The sequence below is a fragment of the Streptomyces sp. NPDC005195 genome, from assembly GCF_040608315.1.
Classification (GTDB): Bacteria; Actinomycetota; Actinomycetes; order Streptomycetales; family Streptomycetaceae; genus Streptomyces; species Streptomyces kaempferi.
In genome coordinates this window covers 234,496-250,975 of sequence record NZ_JBEXHZ010000005.1, presented here as the reverse complement: position 1 = coordinate 250,975, position 16,480 = coordinate 234,496, and the positions used below count along the sequence as shown (strand labels likewise).

Genomic DNA, 16,480 nt, shown 5'->3' with positions numbered 1-16,480 from the left:
CGATGCGCGACGTCGAAGCGCTTCGACGGGGGAAGGTATGTGGGGGCCCTGGGCGCGTCAATGGGGTGCGTCGTAATTGGCGCACGGGTTCGACCCGCCGGACGGCGCACTCCCGCGAAAAGACGGTGAACTCCCTCGAAAACGCACTGATATCAGGACCGGGAGCGTGAACGCGGTCGCCGCCGCCGCGACCGGCACGACATACCCGGCCGTCGAAGAGAAGCGCTCCACCACCCAACCGCCGACAGCCGAGCCGCAGGCGATCCCGCCGAGCAGACCGGTCACCGCGAGCGTCATGCCCTCGTTCAGGCGGCCCTCGGGCGTGCGCCGCTGGACGAGCGCCATACCGGTGACCATGGTCGGCGCGGTGGCGGTCCCGGCGAGGAGCAGCGCGCCCGCCAGCACCGGGAGCGAACCGGTGAGTGAGGCCGCGAGCAGCGGCAGGGACATCGTGGCCGTCATGGCGGCGAGGCCGAGCCGGTGACGCCGTTCGGGGGGCCCGGCCGGCTTCAGGGTTCCGTACAGCAGCCCCGCCGCGCACGAGCCGGCGGCCTGCAGGGCGAGCACCGCGCCCGCGGCCGACCGGTGCCCCTGCGCGTCCGCGAACGCGATCGTGACGACCTCCATCGAACCGAACACCGCCCCGGTGGCGAGGAAACAGAGCAGGAGCGGGGGCATTCCGGGGGCCAGGACGGGGGACTTGGACCGCGGGTGGCGCTGGGGCGGCGGTTCCGTGGAGCGCTGGGCGGCGAAGACCAGGACGCCGGTCATCAGCAGGACCCCGGCCACCAGCGTCCCCGCTTCCGGGAAGAGCGTGGTGCACAGGAACGCCGCGCACACCGGGCCCAGCATGAAACACAGCTCGTCCGCGGCCTGTTCGAAGGAGTTCGCGGTGTGCGCGGCGTCGGGGTCGGCCCGGAAGAGGTGGGCCCAGCGGGCGCGTGACATGCCGCCCGTGTTGGGTGTCGTGGCGGTGGCGGCGTACGCGGCGAACAGGGTCCAGTCGGGCGCCCCGAAGCGCACGCACAGCAGCAGCGCCAGACTTCCCAGCAGGGCGAAGGCCGTGGCGGGCACGGCGATCCGGGCCTGGCCGTGACGGTCGACGAGACGCGCGGTCCAGGGTGCGACCAGCGCGGTCGCCGCGAGGCCGGTCGCCGTCACGGCCCCGGCGAGGGCGTAGGAGCCGCGCGACCCGGCGATCATGATGACCGCGCTGACACTGAACATGCCCATGGGCAGCCGTGCGAGCAGGTTCCCGAGGGTGAAGGCACGGGCGCCGGGGACGGCGAAGAGGCGGTGGTACGGGGTTCGGGGTGTGCGAGGGGTGCGGTCGGCTCGGGGTGCTCGGGGTGCTCGAGTGCTTCGGGTTGTTCGGGTTGGCTTCGAGGGGCGTGGGCGGAGGACCGGGCCGGCGGGCTGCGGGCTGTCGCCGGTGACGGTGAGCGGTGGCGTGCGTGTTCGCTCGGAGGGCTGTCGGGGCATGGGCCCACCGTCGCCGGGGGTGGGACGAACGGTCCAACACCTGTTCCGCGGCGATTGACGCATCCGCGTTGTAAATTCGCTCGATGCCTGGTCAACGGCCCCCTGCCGCATCCCGCGTCGTGCCTCTCGCCCGCAGTCCCCGCCCTCGTCCCGCCGGCCGGCCCGACCCCCGTCTCCTGCGCGCCTTCCTCGCCGTCGCCGAGGAGTTGCACTTCACTCGGGCCGCCGCCCGGCTGTACGTCGCCCAGCAGGCCCTGAGCCGCGACGTCCGGCGGCTGGAGCGGGAGCTCGGGGCGGAGCTGTTCGTGCGGACGACCCGGCAGGTGACGTTGACGGCGGACGGTGAGCGCCTGCTGCCGTACGCCCGGCGGGTGCTGGAGGCGAACGAGGCCCTGCTGTCGGCGTTCGCGGGGAACGGCCCGGACCGGCCGCTGCTGGTCGACGTCAACTCCCCGGGGCTCGCCTGCGGACGCGTCCTCGACCGGGCCCGCGCGCTCGCCCCTGACTGCGAGTTGCTGGCCCGCTTCGAGAGCGGACTCACCGGCGCGGCCGAGGAGATCCTCGCCGGGCGTCTGGACGCGTCGTTCGGGCGGTTCGCGGGTCTCGCCCCGGCGGTCCGGGCGAGGCTCGCACAGCAGCCCGTGCGGTACGAGCCGATGGCGGTCGTCCTGCCCGAGGACCATCCCCTCGCAGCCCTGGACGCGGTGCCGCTGGACGCGCTGGCGGGCGAGACCGTGTACGCCGGCGCGGGGAATCCCCGGACGCTGGAGTGGACCGACTTGGCGCGTCACCTCTTCGAGGGACGTGGGATCGCGCTGGCGCCCCCCGCGCCGGTGGCCCTCGGAGTCGAGGAGTTCCAGCGGATCATGGCGAAGAAGCGGAACCCGGTGCTGGCCGTCGTGGACTTTCCGATGATGTCCGAAACCGTACGCAGACCTCTGATCGACCCCGTTCCCCTGTCACCCGTGTCATTGGTGTGGCGGAAGGGGCTGGAGCATCCCGGCATCGATGCCCTGCGGCGGGCGGCGGTCGAACTCGCAGCCGAGGAGGGCTGGCTGCGGCGCCCGGTGGACGGTTGGATTCCAGCCAGCGATGCAGGCATCATGATGGGGCAGGATTGACACATAAGCACACGGGTCCTCCACGTGCGCTACATTCATCTTCCGGGTTCAGTGTGGTAAAGGGGGCGCTCGGAACGGGTGGGGGCCCGTTCCGGACGGCGAGTTAGTAGCGCCCGGAGTCGTGCGCGCACCCGAAATCCGTCCCTGGGGGGATGTACGTGCACGTGGAGAAGTGGCGAAAAGAAGCCCAACCCGATCATCGGCACGGTGATCAGGTGGAGGGGCCCTGTCCTGATCCGTCGGAACGGCGACAAGCCGGAGACGCGACGCCGGACGGCCCCGAAGACCCCTTTGTCTGGCCCGAAGCGGCCCAGGCGACATCGACCTGGCCGCAGGCCGGAATCGACTCCGAGGCCTCGCGCGCCGCAGAAGCGGAATGTGAGACGGGGGTCGAACACGATGCCGAAACAGCTCGTGGAGCTGCGGTGGAGCGGAGTGCGCCGACGCCGTCCCGAACCGGGACGGAACCCCGAACCGGGATGGAACGCCGAATAGGTACGGACCGCGGATTCGGCGCGGACCGCGGATTCGGCGTAGACCGGCCGAGTCGGGCTGACCGTGCGATGTCGGCGGACAACCCAATGTCGGCGGACGACTCGATGTCGGCGGACCGCCCGACGACGGCGGACCGCCCGACGTCGGCGGACCGCCCGACGTCGGCGGATCAATCGACGTCGGCGGACCGTCCGATGTCGGACGTGAGTCCGGCGGATGCGGATCGTCCGGTGTCCCCGGCGTCCCCGATGTCCCCGATATCCCCCGAGTCTCGCGGTGAGGTCGGAGGCGGGGCCGGAGTCGTCCACCCGGCGCTGGTGGGCGGGCCGGTCGCGGCCGCGCGGCGGACCGGTGTGGACCGTCCCGCCGACGCGGGCCACCGGAGCGTGTCCGGCGGCCCACCGCGGAGCGGCCCCCGTGCCTCCTTCGCCACCGTCCCCTGGGAGCGGCCCGAGGAGCCGGACCACACCCACGATCCCCACGAGGTGACCGTCCAACTCGACGGAGCCGGACGTCGGCTGGAGGACCGGCTCGTCGCGCAGACCAAGGACACCCCCGGTGTTCCGGACAGTTCGGACGGTCCGGTCTTCGTCGACGAGTCGGGGCGCCGCAGCCGCAGATTCCGCCGCCTCGGCATCCTGATCGGCGTCGCCTGCGCCGCGTACGCCGTGGTCATCGTCGCCACGCTGCTGTCCGGCAGCTCCGACGCGCCCTGGCTGCCGGTGCCGGGCCAGGAGGACGACATCCCGGCCGGGCAGGTCCACACCTCACCCCTGCCCACCGACTCGGTGAAGCCCTCCGGCGCGAACGGTGACGCGTCACCCGGCGTGAGCGCGTCGGTCAGTGACGGCACCACGCCGGCCTCGGGCGTCGCCCCGACGCCCGAGGCTTCAGGCAGCACCCCGCCGCCGGGCGCCTCCGTGGACCCCAAACCCTCGGCGTCCACGACCACCAAGCCGAAGCCGAGCGCGAGCACCACCAAGACACCGGTCGTCGAACCGTCCCTGCCGGTGTCCAGCTCTCCCGACTCCACCCCCTCGGTGGACCCCTCCGCGGGCACGTCGGAGAGCCCGCTCGGCGGCGCCAACGGAACCGTCGCCGACGGCCCCGTCGAGCCGCACCCCCTCATCCCCGTACCCGGCGCCACCGGCACCCCGTTCTCGGAGAACCTCGTCTGATGGCTTCCCGCACCAGCCCGCACGGGTCCGCTCCCCGTGCGCGGCGCCCGGTTCCCCACGCCCGGCGCCGACGGCTGCCGATGCGTTTCCTGCTCCCTTCGCTGCTCCTCGTCGCCCTGCTCGCGATGCTGATGCTGCGCGGCTACGTCCACAGCGAGATCCTCGCCGACCATCGCATCCAGCCCGAGGCGGCCACCGACAAGGTGCCCGAGAAGATCCTCGACGGCGGCCCGGTCATCGACACCCGCAGTGGCCGTACGAGCAGCCTGAGCGTCCCCGATCACCGGCTCGTCCTCACCTTCGACGACGGCCCGGACCCGAAGTGGACGCCCCAGGTCCTCGACGTCCTCAAGAGGCACCACGCGCACGCCGTCTTCTTCGTCACCGGCACCATGGCCTCGCGCTATCCGGAGCTGGTGCGGCGCATGGTCGAGGAGGGGAACGAGGTCGGCCTGCACACCTTCAACCACCCCGACCTCTCGTACCAGTCGAAGGGGCGCATCGACTGGGAGCTGTCCCAGAGCCAGCTGGCCCTGGAGGGCGCGGCGGGCATCCGGACCTCCCTCTTCCGCCCTCCGTACTCCTCCTTCGCCGACGCCATGGACAACAAGTCCTGGCCGGTGACGAAGTACATCGGCACCCGCGGCTACATCACCGTCGTCAACAACACCGACAGCGAGGACTGGCAGAAGCCCGGCGTCGACGAGATCATCCGCCGCGCCACGCCCGAGGGCGGCAAGGGCGCGATCGTCCTCATGCACGACTCCGGCGGCGACCGGCACCAGACGGTGAAGGCGCTCGACAGGTTCCTGCCCGGGCTTCAGCGGCAGGGCTACCAGTTCCAGAACCTCACCGAGGCGCTGGACGCCCCCAGCGCGCACACCCCGGTCACCGGCCTCGACCTGTGGAAGGGCAAGGTCTGGATCTACCTGGTCGGGGCGTCCGACGGCGTCACCGACGTCCTGGTCGCCGGTATCGCCGTCATCGGCGTGCTGGTCTTCACCCGCTTCGGCATGATGCTCGTGCTCTCCGCCGCGCACGCCCGCCGGGTGCGCCGCGACGGCTTCCGCTGGGGTCCGGTCCCGGTCACCGAACCGGTGTCGGTGCTCGTGCCCGCGTACAACGAGGCCAAGTGCATCGAGAACACCGTCCGTTCCCTCATGGCGAGCGAGCATCCCGTCGAGGTCGTGGTCGTCGACGACGGTTCGAGCGACGGCACGGCCCGGATCGTCGAGGACCTGCGGCTGCCGAACGTCCGTGTCGTGCGTCAGGTCAACGCGGGCAAGCCCGCGGCCCTCAACCGGGGTGTGGCCAACGCCCGGCACGACCTCGTCGTGATGATGGACGGTGACACCGTCTTCGAACCGGCCACCGTCGGTGAACTCGTGCAGCCCTTCGCCGACCCGGGCGTCGGCGCGGTCGCCGGCAACGCGAAGGTCGGCAACCGCGACTCCCTCATCGGGGCCTGGCAGCACATCGAGTACGTGATGGGCTTCAACCTCGACCGGCGGATGTACGACATCCTGCGCTGCATGCCGACCATCCCCGGCGCGGTCGGTGCCTTCCGCCGTTCCGCCCTGGACCGGGTCGGCGGCATGAGCGACGACACGCTCGCCGAGGACACCGACATCACGATGGCCCTGCACCGCGACGGCTGGCGGGTGGTGTACGCGGAGAAGGCGCGCGCGTGGACCGAGGCCCCGGAGTCCGTGCAGCAGCTCTGGTCCCAGCGCTACCGCTGGTCGTACGGCACGATGCAGGCGATCTGGAAACACCGCAGGGCCGTCGTGGAGAAGGGCCCCTCGGGCCGCTTCGGGCGGGTCGGCCTGCCGCTGGTGGCGCTGTTCATGGTGCTGGCCCCGCTGCTGGCCCCGCTGATCGACGTCTTCCTGCTCTACGGAGTGGTGTTCGGGCCGACACAGAAGACGATCATCGCCTGGCTCGGTGTCCTCGCCGTCCAGGGGATCTGCGCGGCGTACGCCTTCCGGCTGGACCGCGAGCGCATGATCCACCTCGTTTCGCTCCCGCTCCAGCAGATCCTCTACCGGCAGCTGATGTACATGGTCCTGATCCAGTCCTGGATCACCGCTCTCACCGGAGGCCGGCTGCGCTGGCAGAAACTCCGGCGTACGGGCGTGGTCGAGGCGCCGGGGGCGATCCCGCGGCAGCGGACCGCGCAGAGCGAGAACGAGAAGGACCGGAGGCCGGTCGGATGACGACGCACGAGTACACGGCGGGTGCGACGCCGCCGCCGGGTGCCGCACGGGTCGGCACCGAACCCGCGCCGGTGTCCGCGCCGGTGCCCGCGGCGGCGGGCGGGAAGCCGGGCCGTGACCGCTACCTCGACCTGCTGCGCTCGGTCGCCCTGGTCCGGGTGGTCGTCTACCACCTCTTCGGCTGGGCGTGGCTGTCCATCCTGTTCCCCTCCATGGGCGTGATGTTCGCGCTGGCGGGCTCACTGATGGCACGCTCGCTCAAGCGCCCGGCCCTGGGTGTGATCCGCGGCCGTGTCCGCCGTCTGCTGCCGCCCCTGTGGGCCTTCAGCGCGGTGGCGCTCACGCTGATGTTCGCGGGCGGCTGGAACCTGATGAAGGACCCGGACCTCGGCGGCGCCTGGGGCCTGGTCAAACTCGTCGACTACGTGATCCCGTTCGGCGCCCCGCCCTTCCCCTGGCACGTCGGCTCCAAGTCGGGCCTGCTGGAGGACACTTGGGCGGTCCAGGCGGCGGGCCCGCTCTGGTACCTGCGCGCCTATCTGTGGTTCGTCTTCGCCTCACCGCTCCTGCTGTGGGCCTTCCGCCGCCTGCCGTGGGCGACGCTGCTGGCCCCGCTCGCCCTGACGGCGGTCCTCGGTACGGGTCTGGTGAGCATCCCCGGCGAGACGGGCAACGCGGTCTCCGACTTCGTGGTCTACGGCGGCTGCTGGGTCCTGGGCTTCGCCCACCACGAGGGTGTCCTGCGGCGCGTCCCCCGCTACCAGGCGATCTCCTGCTCGGCCCTGCTCATGGCCTTCGGCCTGTGGTGGGCCTCGGGCCACCTGGGCCCCGACGGCTGGGACCTCAACGACATCCCGCTCGCCCAGGCCGCCTGGTCGTTCGGCTTCGTCGTCGTCCTCCTCCAGTACTCACCGTCCTGGCAGGAGCTCCCCGGCCGGCTGGCCCGGTGGGACAGGTTCATCACCCTCTCCAACAACCGTGCGGTGACGATCTACCTCTGGCACAACATGCTGATCATGGCCACCGTCCCGATCATCGACCTGGCCTACCGACTCCCCTTCATGCAGAGCGACAGCAGGGCCGGCCTGCTCGACACCTCGTACAACCTCTGGATGTTCGTCCTGGTGTGGCCCCTCATCGGGCTGGCCGTCCTGGCCTTCGGCTGGATCGAGGACATCGCGGCGAAGCGCGGCCCACGGCTGTGGCCGGACGGAGGGAAGCCGAAGGGCGGCGCGTCAGGGGGCAGCCACCGGGCCAGGACCGGGGCACCCTCAGGAGGCGGTCACCGCGTCTGAACCCGGGCGGGAGGCGACGGCACGCCGGGCATTCCTCACCGTCGCCCCCGCTCTGCGGTGAGAGCAACGTTCCGCTCCGGTCACTCGCGGCCACAGCGCGGAAACGCGTCCTCCCTACCTTCGGGACCCAGCAGGTCGTCGGCCGACGCCTGGGCACCGCACCGGAGAACCGTGGAGGCGTCATGACAGCCCCGAGCACAGCCCCCGCCCGGAACAGGGGAGGCCGCTGGATCGAGGAGTGGGATCCGGAGGACGAGACCTTCTGGCGGGTGACGGGGGCGAGGGTCGCCCGGCGCAACCTGCTCCTGTCCGTACTCTCCGAGCACATCGGCTTCTCGGTCTGGACCCTGTGGTCGGTCATGGTGCTCTTCATGGGACCCGAGTACGGACTCACCCCCGCCGACAAGTTCCTGCTCACGTCGATGGTGACGCTGGTCGGGGCCGTGGTGCGGGTGCCGTACACCTTCGCGGTGGCGGTCTTCGGCGGCAGGAACTGGACGATCGTCTCGGCGGGCCTGCTGCTCGTGCCGACCGTCGCCGCGTTCGTGGTGATGGAGCCGGGGACCTCGTTCTCCACCTTCCTGCTGGTCGGTCTGCTCGCCGGCGTCGGCGGCGGCAACTTCGCCTCCAGCATGACCAACATCAACGCGTTCTTCCCGCTGCGCCGCAAGGGCTGGGCGCTCGGCCTCAACGCCGGCGGCGGCAACATCGGCGTGCCCGTCATCCAGCTCGTGGCGCTCGCGATCATCGGCGCGCACGGCGGGCCCCGCGTGCTGCTGGGCATCTACATCCCGCTCGTCCTCGTCGCCGCCGCGCTCGCCGCCGTCTTCATGGACAACATCGCGTCCGTGCGGAACGACACCGGCGCCGTCAGGGACGCCGCGAAGGACGCGCACACCTGGATCATGTCCCTCCTCTACACCGGCACCTTCGGGTCGTTCATCGGCTACGGCTTCGCCTTCGGACAGGTGCTGCAGAACCAGTTCGGGCGTACGCCCCTGCAGGCGGCGTACGTCACCTTCGTCGGCCCGCTGCTCGGCTCGCTGATCCGGCCCGTCGGCGGGCGGCTCGCCGACCGGTACGGCGGGGCGCGGATCACGCTGTGGAACTTCGTCGCCATGGCCGGCGCGACCGGTGTCGTCGTGGTCGCCTCCGTCCAGAGGTCGTTGCCGCTGTTCACCGCCGCGTTCATCGCGCTGTTCGTCCTCACCGGGCTCGGCAACGGCTCGACGTACAAGATGATCCCCGGCATCTTCCAGGCCGAGGCGGTCGCCCAGGGGCTGCGGGGCGAGGAGGCCACCTCCTACGGGCGGCGGCTGTCCGGGGCCTCCATGGGACTCATCGGCGCGGTGGGCGCGCTCGGCGGCGTCGGCATCAACCTCGCCCTGAGGCAGTCCTTCCTCTCCTACGGCTCCGGCACCGGGGCCTTCGTGGCCTTCCTCGCCTTCTACGGGCTCTGCTTCGCGGTCACCTGGGCCGTATACCTTCGCGGGCCCGCACCCCGGACCCGGACCGTCGCGGTCGCGGAGGCGAAGCCGCGGCTCGGCCACGCCAGGGTCTGACGTAACACGGGTGACATCACGGGGAACCGGGTCTGTCACGGGCCGTTGACAGGCTCGGTCGGCCGCAAGCGCACGACGACTCCACGTGAGACGAGACCCATGTACGAGGAACCGCAGCGACCCGCCCCGCAGGATCACGGCCCCCTCTCCGGGTTCACCGTCGGAGTGACGGCCGCACGCCGGGCCGACGAGCTCGGCGCTCTGCTCCAGCGGCGCGGCGCCTGTGTCCAGCACGCCCCCGCCCTGCGCATCGTGCCGCTCGCCGACGACGGCGAACTGCTCGCCGCCACCAAGGAACTGATCGACCGGGCCCCGGACATCGCGGTGGCGACGACCGCCATCGGCTTCCGCGGCTGGATCGAGGCCGCCGACGGATGGGGACTCGGCGAGGCCCTGCTCGCACGGCTGCGCGGGGTCGAGGTCCTCGCACGCGGGCCCAAGGTCAAGGGCGCGATACGGGCCCAGGGGCTGACCGAGGAGTGGTCACCGTCCTCCGAGTCCATGGCCGAGGTGCTCGACCGGCTCCTGGAGGAGGGCGTGGAGGGCCGCCGGATCGCCGTACAGCTGCACGGTGAACCACTGCCCGGGTTCGTGGAGTCGCTGCGGGCGGCGGGCGCCGAGGTGGTGCCCGTCCCGGTGTACCGGTGGATGCCGCCGGAGGACATCGGCCCCGTAGACCGGCTGCTGGACGCCACCGTCGCCCGGGGCCTTGACGCGCTCACCTTCACCAGCGCGCCCGCCGCCGCCTCCCTGCTGTCCCGCGCCGAGCGACGCGGCCTGCTCCCCGACCTGCTCGCCGCCCTCCACCACGACGTGCTGCCCGCCTGCGTCGGCCCGGTCACCGCGCTGCCGCTCCAGGCCCACGGCGTCACCACGGTCCAGCCCGAGCGCTTCAGGCTCGGCCCCCTCGTCCAACTGATCTGCCAGGAACTCCCGGGCCGCGCCCGTACGTTGCCGGTCGCCGGCCACCGGGTGGAGATCCGCGGGCACGCGGTGCTGGTCGGCGGCGCGCTGCGTCCCGTACCGCCCGCCGGGATGTCGCTGCTGCGGGCCCTGTCGAGGCGGCCGGGCTGGGTGGTGGCGCGGGCCGAACTGCTGCGGGCGCTGCCGGGCGCCGGGCGTGACGAGCACGCCGTCGAGACGGCCATGGCCCGGCTGCGCACCGCGCTGGGCGTCCCTGGACTCATCCAGACCGTGGTCAAGCGCGGCTACCGGCTGGCCCTCGACCCGGCCGCCGACGCCAAGTACGCGGACGGGTAGGCCCCGTGGTGGAGGAACAGGGCGCGGGCCAGGCAGGCCAGGGCGGACGTCGACAGCAGGGCCCGTACGACGTTCCAGGCGACCCAGGTGTCCTCGAAACGCTCGCGCACGGCGGCCGGGTCGGCGATCCGCGCCGGGTCGCCCGCGTCCGCCAGCCGGTCGTTGAGCGGGACGTTCACGACCGTGGTGACCAGGAAGGCGAGCGCGTACGCGGTCAGGGCCGTCCACACCCACCGGCGGTGGGGGGACCTGCGCGACTGCCAGGCGGAGACGGCCGTGAGGACCAGCGCGCCCAGGAAGCTCAGGAAGAACACCGGGTTCTGGATCACGTCGTTGATGTTCCCCATGACCTCGATGAAGACGCGGTCGTCACTGTGCGCCAGCGACGGCATGACGGCGCAGGCGAAGAGGTAGAAGACGCCCGAGATCAGGCCCATCGCGACCGTGGCCGCGCCCAGGACCCCTGCGGCGGCCGTCGGCCGCCCCGTGCTGTTCTCTGTCATGACACCGAGTCAACCGGGCAGGCCGGAAAGGGGACATGGCCGAGGCGCGCGGCCGCATGCGCGGACGTCCACGCGGCTGTCCGCGCCGCTGTTCACACGGCCGTCCGCGGCCTGTGCGGTACCGGGTCTTCCGGCGGCGCGCGCGGGCATGCACTGTAGGAGGTACCCCCCCCCACGGCGGTAACCCCAAGGCGGTGACAGGCACATGGCATCGGGCATGGCCACGGCCCCGTACGAGTTGCGGTTCGACTCCGGGCGGATCTGCCTGGACCTCCTGGCGACCACCCACCCGGAGGAACGGCTCGACACGGTGGACCGGCTGCGGGTCTGGATCACCCGGTCCGGCCTCGTCCCGGCGGGCACACCACTGGCGGCGGCCGATCCCTCCTGGCTCGTGGGCTTTCGCGAACTACGCGGTCAAGTAGCCCGGTTGGTCCGGGCGGAGCTGGACGGCCGGCCCGCCGAGACGGCGCTCGCCCGGGTCAACGCGCTCGCCCTCGCCGCCCCGCCCGCCCCCTCCGCCGTACGGGCCGAGGACGGCTCCCTGCGGCGCAGCCTGCACACCCCGCCCAGATGTCCCGGGCTGCTCGCGGTCGTCGCCCGTGACGCCCTCGAACTGCTCACCGATCAGGGGGCGCGCGCGAGCCTGCGACAATGCGCCGGTGACAACTGCCCGATCGTGTATCTCGACACCTCCCGCGGCAGGCGCCGGCGATGGTGCTCCAGCGAGGTGTGCGGCAACCGCGAGCGAGTGGCCCGGCATCGGCGGCGGGCTGCCCTCGCCCGGGCGTGAACCAGCCCTCCGAAGACCTCTTCCCCACCCCTACGTGATCTTCCGATCGCGCGGAGTGGTCATGGAGAGATCTTCACAACTTCCCCAGGAAATATGTACTCCCTCTTTGAACACGGGCCTGGCCCCGCACGTACCCCGTCATGAGCGACCGACTGGGGGAACCCCCGGACACCGGAGGTAGGCGTGCGCAAGGATTCGGCCGTGGCTGATGATGAACGAAGGTCAAGGGCCCGACATCGCATGAATCCGTCCGCGTCGGCTTCGTCGAACAACGAACCCGACGAGGAGCTGATGCGTGCGCTCTACCGGGAGCACGCGGGTCCCTTGCTCGCATACGTGCTGCGTCTGGTCGCCGGCGACCGGCAGCGCGCCGAGGACGTCGTACAGGAAACACTCATCCGTGCCTGGAAGAACGCCGGTCAGCTCAATCGGGCGACCGGTTCGGTACGACCCTGGCTGGTGACGGTCGCGCGGCGCATCGTCATCGACGGACACCGCAGCCGGCAGGCCCGGCCGCAGGAGGTGGACCCGGCACCGCTGGAGGTCATCCCCGCGGAGGACGAGATCGACAAGGCGTTGTGGCTGATGACACTGTCGGACGCGCTGGACGACCTGACCCCTGCTCACAGGGAGGTTCTGGTCGAAACGTACTTCAAAGGGCGTACGGTCAATGAAGCGGCCGAAACGCTCGGCATACCCAGCGGCACTGTGCGCTCCCGGGTGTTCTACGCCCTGCGTTCGATGAAGCTGGCGCTGGAGGAGCGGGGGGTGACGGCATGAACACGTACGGGGGATACGGAACGGGCGGTCCAGGAGCCATGCAGGGACCACGGGGACAGCAGAACCCGGGTGACAACATCCACGAAACCGTCGGCGCCTACGCCCTCGGCATCCTCGACGACGCGGAGGCCACGGCCTTCGAGGCCCACCTCGCCACCTGTGAGTGGTGCGGCCAGCAGCTCGACGAGCTCGCCGGGATGGAACCGATGCTCGCCGCGCTCGCGGATCTGCCCGCCGCGCAGGGCACCCCGGCCATCGGCGAGTCGCTGTCCGCCCGCCCGAGCCCACGGCTCGCGGAACGGCTGGTCGACGAGGTCTCGCAGCGGCGCGCGGTCAAGCGGCGGCGCGGGATGTACCTGGTGGCCGCGGCGGCCGCGCTGATCATCGGCGGTCCGCTGACCGTGATGGCGGTCAACGGCGGCGGCTCCGACACGCCCGCGGCGGTGGCCTCCAGTCCGGCCAAGGCCGCGTTCCAGACGATGACCGACAAGGTCACGGCCGAGGACCCGAAGACCCATGTCACGGCGACCGTCGCGGTGGAGCCGAAGGACTGGGGCACCCACGCGGTCCTCCAGCTCTCCAACGTCGGGGGCCCGCTCAAGTGCTCCCTGATCGCCGTCGGCAAGAACGGCGAGCGCGAGACGGTCACCTCCTGGGCGGTCCCGGAGTGGGGCTACGGCAAGCCGGACGCCACGACCGAGAAGGCCAAGAGCCCTCTCTACGTGCACGGCGGAGCGGCCTTCACACCCGACCAGATCGACCACTTCGAGGTCATGACCTTCGACGGCAAGCGGCTCGTACAGGTGAAGGCGTGAGCGGGGCCAGGGCGCGCACGTAGCCTCCAGGGGTCCCCTTCGCGTACGGTTGACGGCTGCCCAGCACGTCAGAAGGGGGCCCGGTGGCCGCTCAGGCTCAGCAGGAAACCGCGCTCGGTCCGGTTCACGGTTCCGTACCGGAGAAGTCCGTCAAGGACGACTCCGTACGGGAGCGGGAGATCGGGATCGAGCAGCAACATCTGGACCGGGTGTACCGGCGCCTCGAGGAGAAGATCCACGAGGCGGAGTTCCTCATGAACGACGCCGCCCAGCGCGGTCAGGTCGGTACGCCAGGAGCGCTCGCGGAGCGTGACGCCCAGGTGTTCCGGGCGGGAATTCACCTCAACCGCCTCAACAACGAGTTCGAGGACTTCCTCTTCGGCCGGATCGACCTCCTTCCGGGGAAGGACGGCAAGAAGGGGCCGGACGGCGCGTACACCGCCGTCGAACCGGCCGACGGCGCGGTCCGCGCCGACGAGACCGGTCAGTACGCCTCCATCGCCGAGACGCTCCACATCGGCCGTATCGGGGTGCTTGACGCGGACTACGCGCCGCTCGTCATCGACTGGCGGGCGCCCGCCGCGGCTCCGTTCTACCGCTCGACGCCGGTCGACCCGGGACGGGTGGTCCGCCGCCGGGTGATCCGTTCCAAGGGCCGCAGGGTCCTCGGTGTCGAGGACGACCTGATGCGCCCGGAGCTCAAGGCCACCCTGGACGGCGAGGCGCTCCCGGTGATCGGCGACGGCGCCCTCATGGCCGCCCTCGGCCAGGCCCGCAGCCACACCATGCGGGACATCGTGGCGTCGATCCAGGCGGAACAGGACCTGGTGATCCGGGCCCCCGCCGCCTCCGTGACGTACGTGGAGGGCGGACCGGGCACCGGCAAGACCGCTGTCGCCCTGCACCGCGCCGCCTACCTCCTCTACCAGGACCGCCGCCGGTACGCGGGCGGCATTCTGATCGTCTCCCCGACCCCGCTCCTGGTCGCCTACACGGAGGGCGTGCTGCCCTCCCTCGGTGAGGAGGGCCAGGTCGCCATCCGCGCCATCGGCTCCCTCGTCGACGACGCGGAGGCGACGCTGTACGACTCCCCGGCCGTCGCCCGCGCCAAGGGCTCCTCCCGCATGCTCAAGGTGCTCCGGAAGGCGGCGCACGGGGTGCTGGAGGCGCCGGGAGGCCCGCGGCAGGGCTCACAGGGCTCAGGCTCGCGGCGGGGCGACAGGGGCGACAGGCGGAACTCCGCGGGCCCCCGGAGCTCCGGGGAGCAGCTCGCCTTCGGCGCGGACACCCCCGAGGTCCCCGCCGGGCCGCCCGTCCGGCTGCGGGTCGTCGCCTTCGGACGGCGGCTGGAGCTGGAGGCCGCCGAGCTGGACCGCGTCAAGCAGAACGCGCTGAGCGGGACCGCCCCGGTGAACCTGCTGCGCCCGCGCGCCCGCAAGCTGCTGCTGGACGCGCTGTGGGCGCAGTCCGGCGCCGGCACCCGGCACGCGGACCCGGAACTGGCCGCGGAGCTGCGCTCGTCGTTCGACGAGGACGTCGCCTCCGAGGACAGTTTCCTCGCGTTCCTGAACGCGTGGTGGCCGGAGCTGACGCCGCGCGGTGTGCTGGAGGCGATGGCCGACGAGCGGCGGCTCGGGCGGTGGGCGCGGCGGATCCTGAACCCGGGCGAGGTCCGCCGGGTGGCGCGCTCCCTCAAGCGGGACGGTTTCTCCGTGCACGACGTGGCGATGCTGGACGAGCTCCAGGCGATCCTCGGCGCTCCCGCCCGGCCCAGGAAGCGGCGTGATCTCGACCCGCTGGACCAGCTCACCGGCCTCGAGGAACTGATGCCCGTGCGCGAGGAGACGCAGCGCGAGCGGGCCGAGCGGCTGGCGCAGGAGCGGACCGAGTACGCGCACGTCATCCTCGACGAGGCGCAGGACATCACGCCGATGCAGTGGCGGATGGTGGGCAGACGCGGGCGGCACGCGACCTGGACCGTCGTCGGCGACCCCGCGCAGTCCTCCTGGTCGGACCCGGACGAGGCCGCGCAGGCCCGTGACGAGGCGCTGGGCAGCCGTCCCCGGCGCCGCTTCACCCTGACCGTGAACTACCGCAACCCGGCCGAGATCGCCGACCTGGCCGCCAAGGTCCTCGCCCTGGCCATGCCGGGATCGCAGTCCCCGTCGGCGGTCCGTTCCACCGGCGTGGCGCCGCGCTTCGCCGTCGTGGGGGACTCGCTCGCGCAGACCGTGCGCGCCGAGGCCGCGCACCTCCTGGAGCGGGTGGACGGCACCGTGGGCGTCGTCGTGGCCATGAACCGGCGCGAGGAGGCCGCCCGCTGGCTCGCGGGTCTGGGTGACCGCGTGGTGGCGCTCGGCAGTCTGGAGGCGAAGGGGTTGGAGTACGACGCGACGGTGGTCGTCTCGCCGGCGGAGATCGCCGACGAGTCGCCCGCGGGGCTGCGTGTCCTGTACGTCGCGCTGACCCGGGCCACGCAGCAGCTGACCATCGTCTCCGGCGAGCGCGACGAGCCGGACGGGAACGGGGTGCCGGACCTGCTGCGGGACTGAGGCGCACCCTCCGCCCGGACCCCGGGCGGAGGGGAGGCCACAGCGAGAGGCCCACGTCACCAGGTGACGTGGGCCTCTCGTTCGTTCACGACACCGACCCGCCATGCTCGCCTCGCGGCAAGTGGTCGCTCGTAGCGACGAAGGTTGGGCCCGGGGGCTTGGATCGGGCCGGTGTCACGTCCACGGTAACAAAGGATCCCCGCTAGGCAATTCCCGTCCCGAAAGTTCATTTGCGCGGCGCGGGCTCTTCGCGGTCCGCCCTTCCACCGTCAGGGCGGCTTCTCGTATGGTGGAATCAGTTTTCCGAATGATCTCCCGCGTCGCGAACACAACGTTCGCAACCCGGGGCGGCTACCACGTACTCCGCGGTAGGTGCGACGATCGGACGGCATACCCGCGACACGCAGTACACGGTGAAAAGCAGAGGA

12 protein-coding genes are annotated in these 16,480 nt (G+C 71.8%); 10 read left to right on the top strand and 2 right to left on the bottom strand.

Annotated elements, in window-relative coordinates:
- Positions 1-57: 57 nt before the first annotated feature.
- Positions 58-1,482: an MFS transporter gene (locus tag ABZV34_RS08960; protein ID WP_356272722.1), complete on the bottom strand. Its 1,425-nt coding sequence runs from the start codon at positions 1,480-1,482 to the stop codon at positions 58-60.
- 83 nt (positions 1,483-1,565) lie between these two features.
- Here ABZV34_RS08960 and ABZV34_RS08955 point away from each other — a divergent pair, with 83 nt between their 5' ends.
- From ABZV34_RS08955 to ABZV34_RS08930, 6 genes are all read left to right on the top strand, one after another.
- A complete protein-coding gene (locus tag ABZV34_RS08955; protein WP_356272720.1) occupies positions 1,566-2,603 on the top strand; it encodes a LysR family transcriptional regulator in 1,038 nt (345 codons plus the stop codon).
- Between the two features lie 743 nt (positions 2,604-3,346).
- Complete coding sequence (locus ABZV34_RS08950) at positions 3,347-4,276, top strand: hypothetical protein (RefSeq protein WP_356272718.1); 930 nt, start codon at positions 3,347-3,349, stop codon at positions 4,274-4,276.
- Complete coding sequence (locus ABZV34_RS08945; protein WP_356272716.1) at positions 4,276-6,492, top strand: glycosyltransferase; 2,217 nt, start codon at positions 4,276-4,278, stop codon at positions 6,490-6,492. Before ABZV34_RS08950 ends, ABZV34_RS08945 begins: the two co-directional genes overlap by 1 nt.
- Positions 6,489-7,787: an acyltransferase gene (locus tag ABZV34_RS08940; RefSeq protein WP_356272714.1), complete on the top strand. Its 1,299-nt coding sequence runs from the start codon at positions 6,489-6,491 to the stop codon at positions 7,785-7,787. The genes ABZV34_RS08945 and ABZV34_RS08940 overlap by 4 nt, the downstream gene beginning before the upstream one ends.
- A 182-nt stretch (positions 7,788-7,969) precedes the next feature.
- On the top strand, positions 7,970-9,349 hold the full coding sequence (locus ABZV34_RS08935) for a nitrate/nitrite transporter (RefSeq protein WP_356272712.1): 1,380 nt from the start codon (positions 7,970-7,972) through the stop codon (positions 9,347-9,349).
- Between the two features lie 99 nt (positions 9,350-9,448).
- Positions 9,449-10,609, top strand: a complete 1,161-nt coding sequence (locus ABZV34_RS08930; protein ID WP_356272710.1) for a uroporphyrinogen-III synthase — start codon at positions 9,449-9,451, stop codon at positions 10,607-10,609.
- Here ABZV34_RS08930 and ABZV34_RS08925 read toward each other — a convergent pair.
- Positions 10,558-11,112, bottom strand: a complete 555-nt coding sequence (locus ABZV34_RS08925; protein ID WP_356272708.1) for an anthrone oxygenase family protein — start codon at positions 11,110-11,112, stop codon at positions 10,558-10,560. The genes ABZV34_RS08930 and ABZV34_RS08925 overlap by 52 nt on opposite strands.
- A 205-nt stretch (positions 11,113-11,317) precedes the next feature.
- Between ABZV34_RS08925 and ABZV34_RS08920 the strand changes: the two genes are divergently transcribed.
- The 4 genes from ABZV34_RS08920 (at position 11,318) to ABZV34_RS08905 (ending at position 16,052) form a co-directional block, all read left to right on the top strand.
- Positions 11,318-11,905 (top strand): CGNR zinc finger domain-containing protein, encoded by a 588-nt coding sequence (locus ABZV34_RS08920; protein ID WP_356272706.1) that lies wholly within the window; start codon positions 11,318-11,320, stop codon positions 11,903-11,905.
- 183 nt (positions 11,906-12,088) lie between these two features.
- Entirely contained in the window at positions 12,089-12,685 is a 597-nt protein-coding gene (locus tag ABZV34_RS08915; RefSeq protein WP_168528372.1) for a sigma-70 family RNA polymerase sigma factor, read from the top strand.
- A gap of 38 nt (positions 12,686-12,723) precedes the next feature.
- Positions 12,724-13,500, top strand: coding sequence for a zf-HC2 domain-containing protein (locus ABZV34_RS08910; RefSeq protein WP_356272704.1), 777 nt, complete (start codon positions 12,724-12,726; stop codon positions 13,498-13,500).
- An 83-nt stretch (positions 13,501-13,583) separates the two neighbouring features.
- On the top strand, positions 13,584-16,052 hold the full coding sequence (locus tag ABZV34_RS08905; RefSeq protein WP_356272702.1) for a UvrD-helicase domain-containing protein: 2,469 nt from the start codon (positions 13,584-13,586) through the stop codon (positions 16,050-16,052).
- The last annotated feature ends 428 nt before the right edge of the window (positions 16,053-16,480 follow it).